The 16,950-nt window shown below is 63.4% G+C and carries 15 protein-coding genes and 1 riboswitch; of the genes, 10 read left to right on the top strand and 5 right to left on the bottom strand.

Translation table 11 applies throughout. The features are described from left to right. Nucleotides 1–62: 62 nt before the first annotated feature. Entirely contained in the window at nt 63–479 is a 417-nt protein-coding gene (locus tag HQ314_RS06505) for a VOC family protein (protein WP_222649640.1), read from the bottom strand. A gap of 103 nt (nt 480–582) precedes the next feature. On the opposite strand from HQ314_RS06505, the gene HQ314_RS06500 reads away from it, so the two are divergent. From HQ314_RS06500 to HQ314_RS06490, 3 genes are read left to right on the top strand one after another with little or no spacing between them, the layout of a single operon-like run. Further along, the gene (locus tag HQ314_RS06500; protein WP_222649639.1) at nt 583–1,542 is read left to right on the top strand and encodes a YafY family protein; all 960 of its coding nucleotides are present in this window, start codon (nt 583–585) and stop codon (nt 1,540–1,542) included. A 60-nt stretch (nt 1,543–1,602) separates the two neighbouring features. Further along, nucleotides 1,603–2,439 carry an SDR family oxidoreductase gene (locus HQ314_RS06495; protein ID WP_222649638.1) on the top strand — a complete coding sequence of 279 codons (837 nt, stop codon included), beginning with the start codon at nt 1,603–1,605 and terminating at the stop codon, nt 2,437–2,439. A 19-nt stretch (nt 2,440–2,458) separates the two neighbouring features. Continuing rightward, entirely contained in the window at nt 2,459–2,662 is a 204-nt protein-coding gene (locus HQ314_RS06490) for a zinc-ribbon domain-containing protein (RefSeq protein ID WP_222649637.1), read from the top strand. 106 nt (nt 2,663–2,768) lie between these two features. Here HQ314_RS06490 and HQ314_RS06485 read toward each other — a convergent pair whose 3' ends face one another. Next, complete coding sequence (locus HQ314_RS06485; RefSeq protein ID WP_222649636.1) at nt 2,769–3,026, bottom strand: helix-turn-helix domain-containing protein; 258 nt, start codon at nt 3,024–3,026, stop codon at nt 2,769–2,771. Nucleotides 3,027–3,194: 168 nt separating this feature from the next. Continuing rightward, the gene (locus HQ314_RS06480; protein ID WP_222649635.1) at nt 3,195–3,842 is read right to left on the bottom strand and encodes a response regulator transcription factor; all 648 of its coding nucleotides are present in this window, start codon (nt 3,840–3,842) and stop codon (nt 3,195–3,197) included. A gap of 56 nt (nt 3,843–3,898) precedes the next feature. Beyond that, a riboswitch (TPP riboswitch) is annotated at nt 3,899–3,993 on the top strand. On the opposite strand from HQ314_RS06480, the gene HQ314_RS06475 reads away from it, so the two are divergent. After that, nucleotides 3,993–4,757, top strand: a complete 765-nt coding sequence (locus tag HQ314_RS06475; protein ID WP_222650041.1) for a 3-oxoacyl-ACP reductase — start codon at nt 3,993–3,995, stop codon at nt 4,755–4,757. (Overlaps the previous riboswitch by 1 nt.) Before the next feature lie 4 nt (nt 4,758–4,761). Here HQ314_RS06475 and HQ314_RS06470 read toward each other — a convergent pair whose 3' ends face one another. After that, nucleotides 4,762–5,913: a histidine kinase gene (locus HQ314_RS06470; protein WP_308119284.1), complete on the bottom strand. Its 1,152-nt coding sequence runs from the start codon at nt 5,911–5,913 to the stop codon at nt 4,762–4,764. A gap of 220 nt (nt 5,914–6,133) precedes the next feature. On the opposite strand from HQ314_RS06470, the gene HQ314_RS06465 reads away from it, so the two are divergent. From HQ314_RS06465 to HQ314_RS06455, 3 genes are all read left to right on the top strand, one after another. Beyond that, nucleotides 6,134–6,745, top strand: a complete 612-nt coding sequence (locus HQ314_RS06465; protein WP_222649633.1) for a DUF4352 domain-containing protein — start codon at nt 6,134–6,136, stop codon at nt 6,743–6,745. Nucleotides 6,746–6,784: 39 nt separating this feature from the next. Continuing rightward, nucleotides 6,785–7,420, top strand: a complete 636-nt coding sequence (locus HQ314_RS06460; protein WP_222649632.1) for a VWA domain-containing protein — start codon at nt 6,785–6,787, stop codon at nt 7,418–7,420. 94 nt (nt 7,421–7,514) lie between these two features. Then, nucleotides 7,515–7,892 (top strand): PH domain-containing protein, encoded by a 378-nt coding sequence (locus tag HQ314_RS06455; RefSeq protein ID WP_222649631.1) that lies wholly within the window; start codon nt 7,515–7,517, stop codon nt 7,890–7,892. Nucleotides 7,893–7,995: 103 nt separating this feature from the next. Here HQ314_RS06455 and HQ314_RS06450 read toward each other — a convergent pair whose 3' ends face one another. After that, complete coding sequence (locus HQ314_RS06450; RefSeq protein WP_222649630.1) at nt 7,996–9,246, bottom strand: protein NO VEIN domain-containing protein; 1,251 nt, start codon at nt 9,244–9,246, stop codon at nt 7,996–7,998. A gap of 185 nt (nt 9,247–9,431) precedes the next feature. Here HQ314_RS06450 and HQ314_RS06445 point away from each other — a divergent pair, with 185 nt between their 5' ends. Genes HQ314_RS06445 through HQ314_RS06435 form a run of 3 tightly spaced genes read left to right on the top strand, consistent with a single transcriptional unit; the run spans nt 9,432 to nt 16,905 of the window. Then, nucleotides 9,432–14,399 (top strand): AAA domain-containing protein, encoded by a 4,968-nt coding sequence (locus HQ314_RS06445; protein ID WP_222649629.1) that lies wholly within the window; start codon nt 9,432–9,434, stop codon nt 14,397–14,399. Beyond that, entirely contained in the window at nt 14,396–16,060 is a 1,665-nt protein-coding gene (locus tag HQ314_RS06440; RefSeq protein WP_222649628.1) for a DEAD/DEAH box helicase, read from the top strand. The genes HQ314_RS06445 and HQ314_RS06440 overlap by 4 nt, the downstream gene beginning before the upstream one ends. Further along, a complete protein-coding gene (locus tag HQ314_RS06435) occupies nt 16,057–16,905 on the top strand; it encodes a hypothetical protein (protein ID WP_222649627.1) in 849 nt (282 codons plus the stop codon). The genes HQ314_RS06440 and HQ314_RS06435 overlap by 4 nt, the downstream gene beginning before the upstream one ends. Nucleotides 16,906–16,950 lie beyond the last annotated feature (45 nt).

The raw sequence follows: 16,950 nt of genomic DNA, 5'->3' as shown, positions 1-16,950 counted from the left end.
GCGGTCGTGGACTTCCACCCCCGCTCAGCGGTGGCGGGAGTCCACAACCAGCTGGAGTTACCTCACCACTGAGGGATGACGTCGAGGATCCACACGACACCGAACTTGTCGACAAGCTTGCCGTACAGCGGTGAGAACCCGACCGGCCCGAGCGGCACCAACACTGTTGCCCCAGCGGACAAGCCCTCGAACGCGGCGGTGATCTCGTCGGCATCGTGGCTTCGAAGCGCGCTGTAGAAGGCGTTCTCACCCGCGTTGTAGGGAAGCGAGTCCTGGATGTCGTACGCCATGACGCGGAACCCTCCGGGTGTGCTGACCTCACCCCAGGCGATCTGCTCGGACTGTGTCGGTCCCTGGCCCGACTCGGTGTCGCCGTAGGGGAATGCGACCAGTTCGCCGCCGAAGACGGACTGGTAGAACTCCAACGCTTCACGTGCGTTGCCGCGGAGGTTGACGTGCAAGGCGGTGATGACGGTCATCGAGACTCCTTGAGTAGATCGGTCCGGCAGGCTGTGCCGATAAGAACGACGATCGCAGGCCAATAGGTCAGATCCTGACCGCTTGGTCGCGCATACTCGGGTGATGTCGGAACCGTCCTCACGCATGTTGACCCTGTTGTCGTTGCTGCAGGTCCGCCGCGAGTGGCCGGGTACCGAACTGGCCGGGCGGCTCGGTGTGAGCCCGAGGACCATCCGCCGCGACGTCGACCGATTGCGCGTTCTCGGCTACAACGTCGCTGCGCTGCGCGGGTCGGACGGTGGCTACCGGCTGGACGGGGGCGAGGAGGTGCCGCCCCTACTTCTCGACGACGACCAGGTGGTCGCACTGACACTCGCCTTGCAAGTCGTGCCGGCAATGGGCATAGACATTGCCGATGCCGCCGAGCGAGCTTTGGCGACCCTTCGGACTGTCATGCCTACTCGCGTCCGCAACCGGGTCGACGCGCTGGCGCTCACTGCGCTCCCTGCGACCGGCGACCCGATCGATCCCGCTGTGCTGCGCACGGTCGGAGAGGCGGCGCGCAATCACGAGCTGATTCGCTTCGATTACGTATCGGCGGAACATCATTCAGTGGTACCTCCGCGACGCGTCGAGCCGCACGGAGTAGTCGGAGCCGGAGGTCGGTGGTACGTCGTCGGGTGGGATTTGGACCGCGACGACTGGCGTGTGTTTCGAGTCGACCGCATGACACCGAAGATGCGAACGGGCGTGCGATTCACTCCGCGTCCGATCCCCGGCGGTTCGTCGGCCGAGCTGCTCCGTCGACGCTTTCGCGGCACGGTCTCGGGTGATTGGGCGTGTGAAGGGGAGGCGACGGTGCACCTTCCTGCGGCGGAGGCCGCTCCCTTCCTCGCCGACGGAACGGTCGAAGATCTTGGCGACGGTCGGTGTCGCGTCCGCATCGGCGCGTGGTCGTGGACGGGTATCGCCGCATCGTTGGCTAGGTTCGACGCCGAGTTGGAGGACCTACGTCCCCCGGAGCTTGCCGACGCGGTGGTGAGGGTCAGCGAGCGCTTGCGGCGGGCGGTGGCGAGTGGGTGACGGGCATACTCGACCCGAACGCGAACGGTCAGCCGTTCGACACTGCTGCGAGGGACGGTCATGCCGACTATTGCTGTCACAGGTTCGACCGGCTCGGTGGGAGGCGCTGTTGCAGCGCACCTCTCGAGGGCCGGCACGCCACAACACCTATTGGTGCGCGATCCCTCCAGAGCGCCGAAGTTGCCCGGTGCCACCGTGGGCGCTAGTTCCTACGGTGACGCGGACGCTGCCACGCAAGCCTTGGCAGGAATCGACGTGCTGTTCATGGTGTCCGGCGCCGAGAATGCGACACGGCTGGCGGATCACCGCACCTTCGTCGATGCTGCGGCGCAGGCCGGAGTTCGGCACATCGTCTACACGTCGTTCTTCAGGGCGGCGCCGGACGCGACGTTCACTCTCGCGCGCGATCACTACTTCACCGAGCAGCACATCCGTAGTTCCGGGCTGGCATACACGTTCCTGCGCGACAACTTTTACAGCGACGTCATGGAACTGTTCGCCGGCGAGGACGGTGTCATCCGCGGCCCGGCGGGGGATGGACGGGTGTCCTTGGTGGCGCGCGCAGACGTTGCGCGAGTCGCGGCACGCGTTCTGACCGACCCCCAGCAACACGTGAACAGAACCTACGACCTGACCGGGCCGGAGGCGCTGTCGATGTCCGAGGTGGCCGCGACGATTGCCGACGTTCGAGGTCGTGCGGTGTCGTTCCACGACGAGACGTTGGACGAGGCGTACGAGTCACGCGCGGTATGGAACGCGCCGGACTGGCAGAACGATGCCTGGGTGTCGACGTACACCGCAATCGCCTCCGGCGAACTCAGCGCCGTGACCGACGACGTCGAGCGGGTGACGGGTCGGCGTGCGATGACGCTGCGAGAGGTTCTTCAGAACGGCTAGACCACCTATCCTGGGAGAGGTGTTCCTCCTCTTCGGCTTCGGCCTGAAACGCAGATCCCTCGGCGCGGGCCACACCCGCACCTGCCAGCGCTGCCACAACACCACTCAGTGGGCTCGTATGCAGCAGTACAAGCAGTTCAGCGTCTTCTTCATCCCGCTCGCGCGCTGGAACCGCACCGAGTTCGAGGAGTGTGGAATCTGCGGGGCGGCTGTGTACGCGTGATCTGTTGCCACACTGACGTTGTTGCCGGACCTCGTCAGTGACCCTGCGCGAACGTTGCCCTTGTAGACGTCTGCTCGATCGATGTCGCGCAAGTCGGCTCCGGTGGTCATCGTTCCCCTGGTTCGACGATGGCTCCGGCGCGGGTCACAAGCGTCAGGTCGCAACCCAACGCGTCAGCGACGGCGTTGACCCCGTCGAGTTGAGGCGCGTCCTTGCCGCCCTCGATAGCTTGAACAGTCGAACGGCCGACTCCGGCCAGCAGGGCGAGCTCAGCTTGCGTCAGACCCAATTCGTGACGGCGTGCTGTGAAAGACCTGGCGAGATTGCTGACGTCGGTACGACGCGACTTTCGAGGAGGTGCCATGCGGGTTTCCAATGCTTGCCAGAGACAACTTAAGGCTACGTTACCGCCGATGGCGACGATTGAACAGCGTTATGTCGTTTGCAGCAAGCTTAAGGATCGATGCGCGTAAGAGGCCAGTACGAATCCGGCTAAAGCATGCGTCAGCAGGCGTAGTCTGGCCCGAGGTCCTCAGACAACCAGTCCCGCACGGAACGCCATCAGCGCAGCCTCGACCCTGTTGGTGACCTGTAGCTTGTGATTGACCGCAGTCAGATGCGACTTGACCGTCGTTTCCGCCATGTAGAGCTGCCGAGCGATGTCGGCGTTCGTTGCCCCGGATGCCATGACCGACAACACTGTTCGTTCCTTGTCGGTCAGCGCTTCCAGCGTCACCGTCGGCCGTGGTGGTCGGGTAGTGGCCACGATCTTTCGGAGTGACTCTTCGGAGAACAGAGTGTTGCCGGCAGCGACGGCGCGGATCGACTGGTGGAACGTCTCGGGCGCCTCCGACTTGCTGAGAAAGCTGTGGGCGCCGGCCTCGATGGCCTGGACCACCAGGTCGTCCACGTCCATCGCCGTCATCGCGACGACCTTCGGTGGGTGTGCCGATGCCATCAGTGCCCGCGTGGCGTCGAGTCCGTCCACTCGGCGCATCTTCAGATCCATCAGGACGACGTCGGGTCGATGAGTGGCGACTGCGGCGGGTACCTCGTCACCGTCCGAGACCGATCCGACCACCACGATATCCGTGGTGGCGGCGAAGATGTCCGCCACGCCGCGACGAACGAACGCATCGTCGTCCACGACGAGAACGGTGATGACCGCATCGGAGTCCATGATGGGTCGACCGTATCGGGTCGCGCCGACACGCCACAGCGGATAGGTGTTCTATGGAGTCGGACACGGGGTGCCGAACCGAACCGGCTGAGAACACACCCGTCGAACCTGACCAGGTCATGCTGGCGAAGGGATGTCGAGATGCGCACAGTGCCGCTGGCCGAACAGATCGTGCTCGTGACGGGCGGTGCTCGCGGACTGGGTGTTGCGATCACGCGAGCGTTCCTGCATCGAGGTTCCCGCGTCGTGATCAACTACCACCGCAGTGCAGCCGCAGCCGATGCTCTGGCATCCGAGTTCGGTCCTGACCGCGTTGTCGCGGTGCAGGCCGATGTCACGGACCGGCACCAGGTCGACGCGCTGTTCGACAGGGCACGTGAGCATTTCGGGTCGAGCGTCACCACCGTCGTCAACAATGCTTTGATCGACTTCTGCTTTAACGGTGACGACCGTGCCAAGGCCGACGAGATCGAGTGGTCGGCGTTCGACTCGCAGTTCCGCGGCAGCGTTGCCGGCGCTCTGCACACCACGCAGGCAGCTGTGCCGGGTATGCGTGCGGCGGGATTCGGGCGGATCATCACGATCGGCACCAACCTCGTGCAGAACCCCGTCGTTCCGTACCACGACTACACGGCCGCGAAGGCTGCTCTGTTGGCGCTCACGAGGACCTTCTCGGCAGATCTCGGGCCTGACAGCATCACCGTCAACATGGTGTCCGGTGGTCTGCTGCGGACCACGGATGCCAGCTCCGCGACCCCGCCCGCGGTGTTCGACATGATCGCCGAGAGCACCCCGCTGCGCCGGGTGACGACGCCGGCCGAGTTCGCGGATGCCGTGCTGTTCTTCGCGTCGCCGTGGTCGAGAGCGGTGACGGGGCAGAACCTGGTCGTCGACGGCGGATTGGTGAAGGACTGACGCGTCAGGAGTACCAGGGGAGCCAGGCCGTCACGATGAATTCGCCACCCATGGCTGTCCACCGCACCCACCCGCCGGCGTTGTGAGCTTGCTCGGCGAGGCCAGCCAGTCCGGTTCGCGAACCAGGGCCAGGTTGCGCTGTCGTCGACACGTGGTTGCGCACGGTCAGACTGATGCCGTCCGTGTCCGCCCCACTCACCGTGATGTGAAGGGGGGACCTTGGGGCATGCTTCTGACTGTTGGTCAGAGCTTCCTGCACGATGCGGTACGCGGTATGACTGGTCAGATCGCCGACGACACCGGGGTGAATGTCCTGAACCAGCGTCACCCGACACCCGGCAGAACGCGCTGCGTCGACGAGGTCCCCGATTCCCGCAATGCTTCGCCGACCAGCATCCTCGCCGCCGGTGTCGGACCCGCGGAGAACTCCGATGATTCGTTTGAGCTCGTCCAGGGACTCGTGGGCCGTGGACCGAATCAGTGCCGACGTGTTGGAGATCTTCTCCGGCCCGTCATTGCTCCCGACCTGTAAACCGCCTGCCAGCAACGATATTCGACTGAGTCCTGCGGCCAGGGTGTCGTGCATGTCGCGCGCGATGCGGGAGCGTTCCTGCTGTATCAGCATGTCCTCGTGCATGCGCTGCGATTGCGCGGTCGCCTGATCGCGGGACTGCACGGCCACCACGAGATCGGACTTCGTACGGCGAAGCTGAGAAAGCCCCAGAACGACGGCGACGAGAACGGCCGCGACGAGCCAGGGAAGCCACCAGGGAAGCGACCACATCGGCGGGGGAGTGCCCTCGACGTGCTTGACTCCGATTGTCAGGACCGAATAGTCGCGGCGGCGCCCTGCGTCGTACACGAGGGATATCGCGCAGGCCAGGTAGACCGCGACGGCAGCACCGGCGAGAGTGCGACCTCGAGCGAAGACGCCCACCGCATAGAGGGCTATCAGCGCGGCCGTTGCGTCGGTAGCGAAGAAGAGTGGACCGACGATAGCCATGGCGAGGACGATCCACGGTTTGTCGTGTCGCCAGATCAACGCAATCGCGGCGGCCATGTTGAGGACGACGCCCAGCGCCACGTTCCACACCGGTGTTCCCGATGTGCCCGCGAGACCGGCAGCCATGAAGGTGCAGAACACGCTGAGCGTCACTGCGCCGACGGTCCAGGCGCGACGCCGAACCGTAGCTGCAGTAGTGGTCACAGAGAAGACGGTACGGCCATGGTCCGACATGAGCCTCCGTTCTTCGGTCGCTAATGCCGACCGAAAGGAGGAGTGAGACCGGCCGAATCGACGAGGTGCCCGACGGGGTCACTGCGGTGTTCTTGGTGGGACGCACCGACCGGTGCCGGCACCACCGAAAGGACTCGCCATGACTCAGCCTCCCCAGAACCCGTACGCGCAGCCACAGCAGCCGCCGACCAAGAAGAACTGGTTTCTGCGACACAAGATCCTCACGGCGATCGGTGCGGTCGTCGTCATTGCGGTCGGCGTCAATCTGGCGAGCGGGGGACAGGACTCGTCCACCAGTGGCACCCCGTCCTCGTCGCAGGCCGCATCGGAGGGCAGCAGTGCGCCGGCCGAAGAGTCGGCACCGGGAATCGGTGCTGCGGTGAGGGACGGCAAGTTCGAGTTCACCGTGCAGAACGTCGAGCGTGGCGTCGCCAGTGTGGGGGATCAGTACACGTCGCAGACGCCGCAGGGCGAGTACGTGCTGGTCACCCTGAATGTCGCCAACATCGGAAACGAGCAGCAGCTGTTCGACACGTCGTCGCAGAAATTGCTCGACGGGCAGGGGCGCGAGTACTCGACCGACACGCTCGCGACGGTGACCAATGACCCGAATCTGGGCTTCTCGCAAATCAATCCGGGCAACTCGCTCGTGGCGACACTCGTCTACGACGTGCCGGCGGGCACCGCACCGTCGGAGATCGAGCTACACGACTCCTTGTTCTCCGGCGGCGTCACCGTCACCGTCGCCTGATCTTCAGTTCACCTATCCGTCCCCACGTCAGGAGTTTCCATGCCAGATCCCTCTTTGTCCCTCGTTGCCGCTCTACTCGACCGTTCCGGTTCGATGTCGTCCATCTCCGGCGACACCCGCGGAGGATTCGACACCTTCATCGACGCCGAGCGTGGTCACGACGGCACAACCGTCGTGACGCTGGCGCAGTTCGATGATCAGTACGCGATGGTCTACGAGTCGATACCGATCGACCAGGTACCTCCGCTGTACTTGGTACCCCGAGGGATGACGGCGTTGTACGACGCGGTGGGGAAGTTCGTCACCGAGATCGGCTCGTCGCTTGCGGCCCTACCCGAGGAAGAAAGGCCCGGATCGGTCACCGTGCTGGTGATGACCGACGGACAGGAGAATTCGAGCCGGGAGTGGTCGAATCAGGCGGTTCGCGAGTTGATCGAGCAGCAGGAATCGCAGTACGGGTGGGACTTCGTGTTCCTCGGAGCAAACATGGATGCGGTGGACACCGGATCGCAGATGGGCTTCAAGGCCGACAAGTCGCTGACCTACGACGCCTCGTCGGTGGGTGTGAGCGCGGCGTTCTCGGCGGTCGTCGACTACCAGGATCGGAAGCGCTTGTGCGAGATGCGGCAGGTGGACGGGTTCTCGGAGGGGGATCGTCGGCGAGCGGGGCGGTAGGTGTTCAACCGCTTGTGCGCCGAATACCGTTCGACGCGAGCGATATCCGGTACCGTCCGAGCATCCGATACCGGCGAGATCGATGGAGTGAATTATGGGACTGTTCGACGGCATGATGGGTAATGCGGGCCGTATAGATCCGCAGGCGGCTCACGCCGAGTACGGCCGGCTCCTCGGCAACGGAGAACAGATCCACGCTGCCTACCTGTTGATCCGCGATGCGTTCCTGTTCACCAACCGTCGTCTCGTCATGGTGGACAAGCAGGGGATCACCGGCCGGAAGGTGGAATACCACAGCGTTCTCTACCGCGCGATCACCCACTTCTCCGTGGAGACAGCGGGAACGTTCGACCTGGATGCCGAGCTCAAAATCTGGATCTCCGGTAATCCTGCACCCATCGAGAAGCAGTTCAACAAGTCGGTCGACATCTACGAGGTGCAGGGGATCTTGTCGCACTTCGTCGCAGTGTGATCGACAATCGAGGCGTTATCCGACGGAGTTTGGGCGAACCACGGGCAGGCAAACGAGCTGCACGCTATGAGTGGTGTCCACGTACCCTGTTTACAGACGTCGATTACTTCTGCGGTTTGCTCGGCCTCCACTCGTAATCGACAACCTTGAGCTCGGATTTCTTCGGTGCGAACGGCTGGACAGTGAACGTACCGGACTGCTGATCGACTTCGTCGTCGTCGCCGAAACAGATATCGGACCAGATGCCGATGAAGGTCGTGGTCGGATTTTCTCGAGCATGGTCGACCTCGTTACGTGTAACACGGACGACTGCGCCTGAGCCCTCTGTGCCCTTCGCCTCGAGATACAGCACCTTGCGCCCCTTCGTCGCTACAGCGTCGTACGGGCTATTGAGATGAGTATCTACTACGTCCCATTTTCGATCGTAGTAGTACGTCATCAAACGTTGTTGCGCGGCGTCTTCGACTTTCTTTCGCCGTACGGGGTCGTTTTGTCGACCGGCGCCACCGCGCGGCGGTGGCTCGCCGACGCCACTGGTTGAGAAGTCTCTCCACAAATCCTCCAGGTGGCCGACCAACTCGGGTTTGATGAACGTTCCGCTGGATTGTGGAGTCCAATGCTGACCGGGAATCGCCGCTGACAGCGTCTCGATGGCGAGGACCTCTGGTTCATCGAGGATCGTGTCCCACTGAACCTTGACGTAGTTCGCTGTCTTGGAACGCGTTTCCCAGTGGGCACCGGAGTAGATCTCGCTGGTGGCGTACCCACTCGCTACCAACCCGCGCGCGCCCACGCCTTGTCGAAGCATGAAAACGCGGTCACCGGGGGAGATGCCAGATCGGCGACCGCCCGTAGACCAATTTTCCGGACCGGGTTCTGTTCCGTCTGCGTAGAAGTCGGAGTGCGCCGGATTCCAGGTGAGAAGCACCGTATTGCCCTCCGCTAGCACCGGTGCACCACCCGTACCGTTCGGAGGCTCGATAGCGATGTACTGCACGGGATTCTGACCTGCGCTGGGAACCGACATTCCGATCAAGTGGTCGTATGCTGTGTCGCCCGGTGCCAAGGGCCGCCCGATGAAGGCGATCTTCTCGGATCGCGGTCCCGGGTCCGATACGCGTTCGTGGTTGTGCCGCTCGGCTACCGCTACGACTGCGCCGCGTCGAGAGAAGGTGACGTAGTGCTGGTCATGGAGTCGCTTCTCGCTGACCACGTAACGGCCGCGGTTGTTGTCCCAATTTTCCTGAGACGTCGCAGTCGGGTCGTACCCGACCCACAGTCTGTTGAGTGAATCCTGCTCGGTTTCCAGGGCAGTCAGTTCCCGCCGATCACTGAGCCTGATGTTGACGACCATGGTCCGATTGTGCACGGACGGGCGCCGACGATGTGGCGTGATCGTAGGAATCGCTTCAGGTGCTTCAACACCCCGAGCCGCATGGCTCGTTCCGCTTCCGAAGACTGGATCGTGAACCCAACCACCCATCACGTTTGTCGGGATCGCCCGCTAGATTGTGTGGACAACATGGGTAGAGGAGCGCAGTGGCTGATCAGGACGACGCCGAGGTTCGAGGGCGTGTACTTCGTCTACTCGAATTCTTGCGAGAGTCTGTGTCGTCGCAGTCCAAACCTGACCGGGAGTACGGGCGCAAGACCAGGCTCGAGTGGTTGTACCGGAAGGACCGACCCCTCGATATCGACGCGACCGCTGCATCAGGCGACGTAGTGGTGCGTGTCAAGCGAGTCAGCGTCGAGCCGCCACCGGTCCTTTCTGCAGAACTCGAAGGTCACGTGTCCGGTGCCATCAACGTCGCTACCGAGGCACCGACGCTTTCGTTCGGTGCCTCGGCAGCTGCACGCCGAGTGTTCGACGCATGGCTGCAGACCTGGCATGAGTGGGCGCGAGAGGACCTCCAGCGTCGTCCCTTCGCCGAGTTGTTCCTCTCCGTTGATCGCATGCGTGAGGCATCGCATGCGGAGCCGGAGACGGTCGAAGTTGTCCTAGCGGCCGGGCTGCTGTCAGCGGTGGTGGCGGGAACACCCGTCGACTGCCACCTGATCACCCAGCCGGTGGAGATCGTCCGCGACGACGACACCGGCGACCTTCTGGTCAGAGAAACGGTGGGCAGCAGCCCACGGCTCGAGGATCGGCAACTTCTTCTCGGGCTCGAGGGGTTCGTTTCGGCGTCCTCGGCTGCGCTCGGGAAGAAGCTGGCCGATTCGGCTGCCTCGCCGTTGCACGATGCGGTGTCGGCGATCCTCGCCGACTGGTCGAAATCTGCGTTCCGCGGAGTGCGATACATCGCTGACCACAACGTCCCTCCCGCGGCGCGTCGCGGAACGCTGCGCGAGTCACCGGCGCTGGTGCTCCGCCGACGTACCGGCTATGCGCTCGTGTCCTACTACGACGCCATGATCGCGGCTTTGGAGTCCGGCGCAGCGGTACCACTGGGACTGCAACAGCTCGTCGAGAGCATCGATTCGACGGCCAGGCTCGAATGGCTGGGTACACCGTCTGATGAACCGACCACTGAGGCATTGTTCCCGCTCCCAGCAAATCGTGCGCAGACCAGCATCATGGAGAAGCTTTCGCTCGATACCGGCGTGGTGGTGGAAGGGCCGCCCGGTACGGGAAAGACGCACACGATCGCAAACTTGATGTCTGCTCTGCTTGCCCGCGGTCAACGTGTCCTCGTCACCAGCGAGAAGTCGCAGGCGTTACGGGTGTTGCGAGACAAGCTACCCGTCGAGCTGCAGGACTTATGTGTCTCGATCACCGATCTGGCCAAAGGCGGGTCGGAGGAACTCGACCACAGTATCTCGGTCATAGCTCGGCGGCGTGCCGAGTTCGATCTCCCGACCGCAGACAGGACGATCGCGCGAACCGCGGCGGCGAGATACGGCGCGATCAACAAGAAGTACACGCTCGAAGGCGAGTTGATCTCGTCCAGAGCAGCCGAGTCCGTCATCCACACCTTCGGTGATCATTACACGGGAACGTTGTCCGCCATCGCGTCGAAGCTCGAGACAACGGCCGATTCCCTGTCGTGGCTTCCTGGTCCGGTCTATTCGGAGCAGCCGCCGCTGTCGTCAGCCCGCTTCGGCGAGTTGGCGCGCTTGCTCGTGGCCAGTGAAGTGCACCAGGCTGATCGTCGTCAGCAGACATTTGCCGATCTTTCGACGATCCTGCCGTCGAAGGCAGTGATCGCACGGCTGTGCGAAAGCGCGAATGCGCGCACCGTCCAGACTGCACTGGTCGACGTCTCCATATCGGATCTGCGCAGATACGCCGCGCTGACTCGGCAGATACTCACGCGTGCAGAACAACTCGACGACGTGACACGTGCGGTCCTCGATGACGTCGTGTCCGGTTCCTTGGGCTATCTGTGGACGCGTGCACGGACAGTCCCTGCACTTCTCGATACGGCGACGGCGGCGGACGCGGTCGTGGGGACGGCTGACGTCGATGTGGACCGAACCGACGCGGAGGCGCTGTCGGTGTTCGACGCTGCTGCGCGCTTATACAGCGAAGGGCGGTTCGACACCCTCAGGTGGCTGAGAACTCCGAAGGAGCAATCAGCCGTCGATGCCCTCGGTGCCAACGCCACTGTCGACGGCGTCCCCGCCCGCGGAGGAGACGCCTATCGGGTTGTTGCGGAACATATTCGCGTGATCCGTATCGTGGACCAGGCCGCTGCGATGCTGGCCGATATCGGTATCGATGTCGTAGTCCGAGGCACCCGCGCGTCACGAATCAACTCGCTCGCGACAGCGCTGCGGACGGTGACAGTGGTGGGCGACCTGGCGGAGCGGATCGAAGGGCTTGCTGACGAACTGGGCGGGCGAGTCGCTGTGCGAGACCTCGTCGACGTCGCGTCCCTCGCTCGGGAGATCGACACCACATTGGCGGGATCCGACTCACGGGTGTCGATGGATCAACTCGGCAATGCGGCGGACGGCCTGGACTCGGCGACTGGCAGCTCTGACAGCCCGGAATCGCTGGCGTTGTCCGATGCCCTTCGCACGGCGGACATAGTGTCCTTCGAATCCGCCGTCCGTGCCTACCTGGGTGCGTCCGCTGAACACAATGAGCAAGTGTCGATGGATCGCATACTTCGAGATCTCGATGCGGCCGCGCCCAGCTTGGCGCAGCTGATGGTCGAGGAGCGGGAAACTGACTGGGTCGCTGTCTCCGGCGACTTCGCTACTGCATGGGAATGGAGGTGGGCGCGTCAGCAACTCGAACAGCATCTCACTCGTCCCACCGATCCCGATCTCGATGAAGAGTACGATGCAGTCGACGACGAGATCCTCCGCTTGACAGCATCATTGGCCGCGGAATCAGCGTGGCGGGCATGCCTCGATCGCATGACGTCACGGGAGATGCAGGCGCTGCGCACCTACCAGGACAGTGTGCGCAATGTGGGTGCCGGCCGCACCCGCGCGGCGCAGCGGTACCGAGCCGCCGCACGCACGGCCATGCAGGAGGCTCAGAGTGCGGTACCGGCATGGATCATGCCGATCGGTCAGGTGTTGTCGTCCATACCGCCGGGGCAGAACGTCTTCGACGTAGTGATCGTCGACGAAGCAAGTCAAGCGAACATCAGCAGCCTGTTTCTGATGTGGCTCGCTCCACGAGTCATCGTGGTCGGTGACGACAAGCAGTGTGCACCGGATCGAGTGCAGAAGATCTCGGACGACGTTCTGTACGAGCGAGTGGACACGTTCCTCGGGGATCTGCCTATGCACGTCCGCAACAACTTCACGCCGCGGTCGAGTCTGTTCTCGTTGTTGCGCAGTAGGTACGACCAGCGCGTGCGACTCCGAGAGCATTTCCGGTCGATGCCGGAAATCATCGAATGGTCGTCGAAGCAGTTCTACCAGGATTCCCCGCTGGTACCCGTGCGACAGTTCGGCGCGGATCGACTACCTCCATTGCGGTCGACCTATGTCGCCGACGGTGTGACATCAGGATCCAGCGCCACACTGGTCAATCAGGCCGAAGCTCGACGGTTGGTCGACCAGCTGTGCGATTGCATCGCGGACCCTGTTTACGACGGCATGGATTTCGGGGTCGTAGTTCTGCAGAGCCGTGCGCACACGGAGCTGATTCGGGCATTGATCGCTGAGCGCATTCCGGCCGAACAGCGTGACCAACTTCGTCTTCGGGTCGGCACCGCGCCGGAATTCCAAGGTGACGAGCGAGACGTCATGTTCGTGTCGATGGTCGTCGGTTCCGAGTCCTCCACCGTGGCGCTGACCAGCGAATTGTGGCAGCGCCGCTTCAATGTTGCGGCAACCCGATCGAAGAATCAGCTCTGGCTGTTCCACTCCGTGACCGTCGAACAACTATCGACCGTCGATTTACGCGCGTCACTGCTGTCCTACGTCCGCGCCGCGCCCACGGTTCCGGTGCCGGCGATGCCACGCGTGGTCGATACCTCGACACTGCACCCCGACCTGGCGTCGATGACAGCGCAACGAGTGCTCATCGCGCTGCGCGATCGCGGCTACCACGTCAACTCGTCGATCACGATCAACGAGGTGGTGCTCGACCTCGTCGTGACCGGTGCGGCGACCAAACTCGCTATCGAATGCGACGACGATCGGGAGTCGTCTCCCGAGCACATCCTGGCCCGACTACGCCGCGAGATGGACTTGCGGCGGGCCGGGTGGGCAATCGCCCGACTCCGCGCGTCCGATGTCGTCGTCGATATCGACGCCGCGCTGAAGCCCGTGGTCGAGACGCTGGACGCACTCGGTATTTTGCCCGGCGAAGTGGACATCCTCGCCGATGGCCACGACTTGCGCTGGAACCCGGTCGTCCTGTCCGTCGACCCGAATGACGAGGCAGATCCGGACGACTTCTCGATTGTTCCCGCGCCGACAATCGAAGCCCCCATCGCTCCTCTGCCCGTTGTGGTCGAGGATCGCAACCGGGTGGCGCGTAGTCCCGCGGCGCAAACAGAGCTCGAACCGGGGGAGACCCGCCCACCGCGATTCGACGGTTCGAGCGAAATCCGTGTCGATTCTCGTTACGCACCGCGTCAGCGATCAGCGCCGGTCGTACCGGACGCGGTCGAACGAACGCCGGTCAGACGAGCTCCGGTCAAGCGGACCCCGGTGTCCCGCAGCCCCGTTCCGACCCGGCGCACCCCTGCCTCGCCCGCCAGCATGCCGGAACGTGCCGTTGCAAACGAGATAGTCGCCCCGCCGGCTGCACCCGCACTGCTGAGATCGGGCGTAGGGATCGAGGTGCTGCCCGCTGCAGTCCAAGCAGCACTTGCATCCCTCCCAGCCGCGGGGCTGTCGACCGGTCGTGTGATCGCCCTCGCTGCGGCGCGCCCCGACGCACCACTGACAGTGCGGCGATGTGCTCTGGTCACCGGTATGACACCGATCGTCGCCGGGCAGCTGTTGGCCGACCTGGAGCTGACCAAGAAGCTGGTTCGTCGGCAACGGCCGGACGGTGTCGCGGAATGGGTACGACCAGAGGATGCAGCCTCATGACCGAATTGCGGGCATGGCAGAAGGAAGCGTTCGACGCCTGGCGGGCCGTCGGTCACCGCGCCATCGTCGAGGCCGTGACCGGGACGGGCAAGACACGCGTCGGTATCGCCGCGATTGTGGCGGCGAGAAGTATGAACCAGCAGGTCCTGGTGGTGGTCCCGACGATCGACCTCCTCGAACAGTGGTACACCGAGGTCAAGTTGTTGCTTCCTTCAGTGTCCGTGGGCCGTCGAGGCAACGGACATCGAGACGACTTTCGGCACAGCAGCGTCTTGATCACCACCGTCCAGTCGGCGATCATGGCGGGCGCTCCGCAGCCACGACACGGCGCGCTGCTCATTGCCGATGAGGTCCACCGTTACGGCACAGACGGATTCGCGCGAGTCTTCAGCGACAGGTTCGACCACCGACTCGGTCTGACGGCAACCCTGGAGCGGCAGGACGAGGGTGTCGACACCTACATCCGGCCGTACTTCGAGACAGTTGTCCCCGGCTGCGACTTCACCCGCGGTCGGCGCGACAACGTGCTTGCTCCCGTTCGTGTGATGACTGTGGCCATCGACTTCACGCCCGACGAACGGAAGAAGTTCGACGAGCACGATGCTGTCGCGCGGGATGCCCGAAAGAATCTCATCAGTAAGTTCGGTTGCGTGGCTGCCCCGTTCGGTGAATTTATGAAGGACGTCACTGCGTTGGCCGACCAACGGGACCTCCCCGAGGGCCGACTCGCGAGCAGGTATCTGTCGGCATTCAGCAAACGCCGCGCACTGCTGGCGGACTGCTCGGGCAAGATCGCCGCGCTGGGGACGTTGGCCCCGGCGTTGGCGTCATCGGACAGGTCCATCGTGTTCTCGGAAACGAAGCAGTCCGCGGAGACGGGTTCTGCGGTGCTCCGTGACCACGGGGTGAAGTCGAGTGCGTACTCAAGCGGACTGGACCGCCTTGCGCGAACTCGCGTGTTGCAGCAATTCCGCACAGGTGCGCTGACAAACCTGGTCGCCCCGCGGGTTCTCGACGAGGGAATCGATGTACCGGCCGTCGATGTCGGAGTCATCATCGCGAGCAGTAGTTCTCGTCGTCAGATGATTCAGCGCATGGGGCGGGTTCTGAGGCCGAAGCCGGGCGACCGGGCAGCGGCGTTCGTCATCCTGTATGTGCCGGGAACTGCGGAAGATCCTGCCTTGGGTGCCCACGAGGCATTTCTCGAGCAGCTGCTCGACATCGCCGAGGAGCAGGTCGACATCCCGCTCGGGCACGCTCCTGGGAGGCTGACCGAGTGGCTGACGCGGCCGATCGAGAAGCCGGCTCAGCCTGCCCGACGACCAGTCGGCTTGCCTTCGTTCATCGAACCTACGCCGACAGTCACCGTACCTGCCGAATCGAGACACGGCACGGACGCGACGACGCAGACCGTCGGCGAGATTCCGGGTGGATACGACATGATGTTGCGATACGCAGCGACGTTGCCCGCGAAGCACGCGCGGGTCGTGATCGACGTACTCGGACTGGGAGGCAGACCCCCTCGCTCGATAACCGAGGTCGCTCGGATGGAGGGCGTCGCCTTCGAGGAAATCATCACGATGCGGCAAGCAGCAATCGAGCGTGTTCGGGCCCTCGTGACCACAGGACAGCAGGACATCACACGAAAGCAGGGCGCATGACGCAACTTCAACTCACCCACGACGAGTATCGACTGTTCACGATTACTCCCGACGATGGTTCGGCCATCGGGAACGTCTCTGCCCGAGCACGTCTGGGCTTTCCCAAGAACCGATACGGGAGAGCCAAAGATGGCTTGCTGGCCAAGCACTTGATCCTGCGAGCTCCAGGCGGCGGCGGCGCAATCAAGCGGGCCCCCGCAGCGGACGAGTCCGACATCGAGATGGATTCGAACCGAGGGATCGCGATTGTCACGCCGCCGGTGGCCGAATCGAATCTGTACAGGCCAATTTTGGAGACAATGCGAGGCGCGTGGGCAGTCGACCGCGGATTCGAGCCGATCGCAGTTGAGGACGTGGCCAACCTCGGCAGCAGGAAGACCGGTGGGAAGTGGACGCGCCCCGATCTTGTGGCCGTCGGTGTCACCACGTTCGACTTCGTTCCGGATCTCCTGTTCGACGTCATCACTTTCGAGGTCAAGCCTGCTGATCAGGTCAATGTGCTGGCGGTATACGAGGCTCTGGCCCACCGGCGCTCTGCAACTCACGCGTTCGTCGCCCTCCACATCCCGGCGGTTCTGTCGGATTCTTTGAAGAAGGGCGTGCAGCAGGTGGTCGCAACGGCCGCAGAGCATGGAATCGGTGTCATCAGTTTCGCCGAGCCGTCGGACTACGAGACGTGGGAAGTGCTACTCGACGCAGTTCGCGTAAGCTCACCGCCGGAACAGGTCGATGCATTCGTTCGCAGGAATCTCTCCTTAGAGGGCCAAGACCGCGTCTCGGACGCAGTCAAGAAATTGCGCCGGGGAGTTCCGCTGACACCCGCAGCCGACGTCGTCGCATCGTAATGGCCAAGGTTCGTTCCATCGCGCCCAGTCTTTAGCGAATCAAAG

Origin of the sequence: Rhodococcus sp. BP-332 (assembly GCF_019836065.1) — a bacterium.
Classification (GTDB): Bacteria; Actinomycetota; Actinomycetes; order Mycobacteriales; family Mycobacteriaceae; genus Rhodococcoides.
Note: the sequence above shows the minus strand (reverse complement) of the source record. Positions and strands in the feature narration are given on the sequence as shown.

Bases quoted from the DNA above. Each gene is read 5' to 3' on its own strand.
- HQ314_RS06505 (WP_222649640.1), bottom strand. From the start codon at position 479: ATGACCGTCATCACCGCCTTGCACGTCAACCTCCGCGGCAACGCACGT.
- HQ314_RS06500 (WP_222649639.1), top strand. From the start codon at position 583: ATGTCGGAACCGTCCTCACGCATGTTGACCCTGTTGTCGTTGCTGCAG.
- HQ314_RS06495 (WP_222649638.1), top strand. From the start codon at position 1,603: ATGCCGACTATTGCTGTCACAGGTTCGACCGGCTCGGTGGGAGGCGCT.
- HQ314_RS06485 (WP_222649636.1), bottom strand. From the start codon at position 3,026: ATGGCACCTCCTCGAAAGTCGCGTCGTACCGACGTCAGCAATCTCGCC.
- HQ314_RS06480 (WP_222649635.1), bottom strand. From the start codon at position 3,842: ATGGACTCCGATGCGGTCATCACCGTTCTCGTCGTGGACGACGATGCG.
- HQ314_RS06465 (WP_222649633.1), top strand. From the start codon at position 6,134: ATGACTCAGCCTCCCCAGAACCCGTACGCGCAGCCACAGCAGCCGCCG.
- HQ314_RS06460 (WP_222649632.1), top strand. From the start codon at position 6,785: ATGCCAGATCCCTCTTTGTCCCTCGTTGCCGCTCTACTCGACCGTTCC.
- HQ314_RS06455 (WP_222649631.1), top strand. From the start codon at position 7,515: ATGGGACTGTTCGACGGCATGATGGGTAATGCGGGCCGTATAGATCCG.
- HQ314_RS06450 (WP_222649630.1), bottom strand. From the start codon at position 9,246: ATGGTCGTCAACATCAGGCTCAGTGATCGGCGGGAACTGACTGCCCTG.
- HQ314_RS06440 (WP_222649628.1), top strand. From the start codon at position 14,396: ATGACCGAATTGCGGGCATGGCAGAAGGAAGCGTTCGACGCCTGGCGG.
- HQ314_RS06435 (WP_222649627.1), top strand. From the start codon at position 16,057: ATGACGCAACTTCAACTCACCCACGACGAGTATCGACTGTTCACGATT.